The sequence below is a fragment of the Stieleria sp. genome (assembly GCF_041595215.1).
In the GTDB taxonomy this organism is placed as follows: domain Bacteria; phylum Planctomycetota; class Planctomycetia; order Pirellulales; family Pirellulaceae; genus Stieleria; species Stieleria magnilauensis.
Genome location: NZ_JBFHKV010001442.1, coordinates 1 through 1,686 on the forward strand (window position 1 = coordinate 1; position 1,686 = coordinate 1,686).

The following is a 1,686-nucleotide window of genomic DNA, read 5'->3' on the forward strand; positions in this document are numbered from 1 at the left end:
AGAACCCCGGGCTGCCGATTTCAGCCGCCAGTTCTACGTCGGTCAGCTTACCGCTGTCGGTATCGAATCGCCCATGATAAATCCCCTTGCTGGGTCCCTGTCGCGACGTCGAGGTCCCGAACCAAACATCGGTGGTCTCGGCCACGGCTGGGCCAGAGAGAACGGTCGTCATGAGGAAACCTGTACAGAGCGTGAGCGATCGAATCGAGAGAGACCAAGGGCGGAGTTTCATGGGAGTGTGTTTGACGTGGGACAACGGGCAGGGGAAGGCGCGAAGTGCGGTCGCGGTGTGAAACAGCAGCGGCGTGAAACCGCAGCGGCCGCCAGACATTCCGCACAACCGTCAAATTCTACTCAATTGTTTCAGCGGCGATTCCGATACCGTGAATGACAAGCTCTCTTTACGCACTTCACGAGATGGACGCATGCTGCGCGGACACATCAAATCATTCGCTCTCTACTCGCTCGCCACGCTACTGGTTGCCAGTCCCGTCATGGCGGCGACTCCCGGTGACGCGTCCCGTCGAGCGGCCGCGCGAGCCACTTCCGCGCGGGAGTCGGCTCCGGAAACCACGTCGCCAAACGCGAACTCGCCGATTCGAAACGCGCTGGGTCTGCGTCCCATCGACCAACAAGAACCGATCCGGCAAGTCGTCGGCAAGCAGCCGACGGCTCCGAAAGTCGACCCGAATCGCGGCCTGTCGCTGATTCCCAGCCTGTTCGGCGTCAACCAACGAACCGCCGCGAACAATACGAGCACTCAAGCGCGGCCTGCCCCCCGAACCTCGAATCCTCAAGCGGTTCAGTCCAAGGGCATCCTGAGCGACATCTTTGGAACACGCCCCGGCGGCACCGACAACGCAGCACGTCCGGTCGAAACCCCAGCCCCGACGGTCGACTGGCAAGGCATTCCCTACCATCAAGCGCGATCGAAATCGCCGGCCAAAGGCCCGACGCCGATTCGCGATCCGCGCCCGAATGAAACGCGATTCGGCGGCCCATCGAAACTGTCGACGCGTCCCTCGACGCCTTCACCGACCAATGCCACTCCGCGGATCAGCCCGGCGATTCCTCAGCCCCCGGCGCTGGCAGCTGCCCCGACAAGCCGTCGGACCGCTCCGGCCCAGACCGCATCCAGCCGAGTCCAACGCGACGACAACGCCGCGCTGTCGATCCTTTCGAGCAGCCGACGGTCCGGTCGCCGTGACGTGCCGACCCTCGATGCATCCGAAATCGCCGCAGCCCAAAAAACGAGCGTCGCAAACAAGACCTTGGTGCCCAAGGTGGCCAAACGTGACGTCCCAACAGAGACCACGCCCAAACCACAGCCCAAACCCCAACCCAAACTGCAACCCGCCACGACGAAGCCCGCGCTGGCCAAGACCGAAGCCAAACCGGTCACGCCGGCACCGGCGCCCGTCGAGCCCACGCGTCAGCCCATCGCGCCCCAAAAGACTCCGGCTGCCGACGTCGCGTTGAATCCGCAGCCCAAATCGCAACCGGCGCTCCAGCCAGCACCGCAGCCGACGCCCATTGCTGCATTGCCTGAAGCGACATTGCCTGAAGCGACATTGCCTGCATCCGCCAAGACCGAAACTGGCACGGGCATCACCCCCGCCGCACCGTCACAAGACAACGAGGCGAGGATCGCCGCGGCCCCGCAGCAATCCGCTCCCAAAACGGCGC

The 1,686-nt window shown here is 63.9% G+C and carries 1 pseudogene; it reads left to right on the top strand.

Annotation, left to right across the window (positions count from 1 at the left end):
• Window positions 1-425: 425 nt before the first annotated feature.
• Window positions 426-1,686 (top strand): annotated as a pseudogene (locus ABX749_RS31945) (hypothetical protein); the annotation flags it as partial.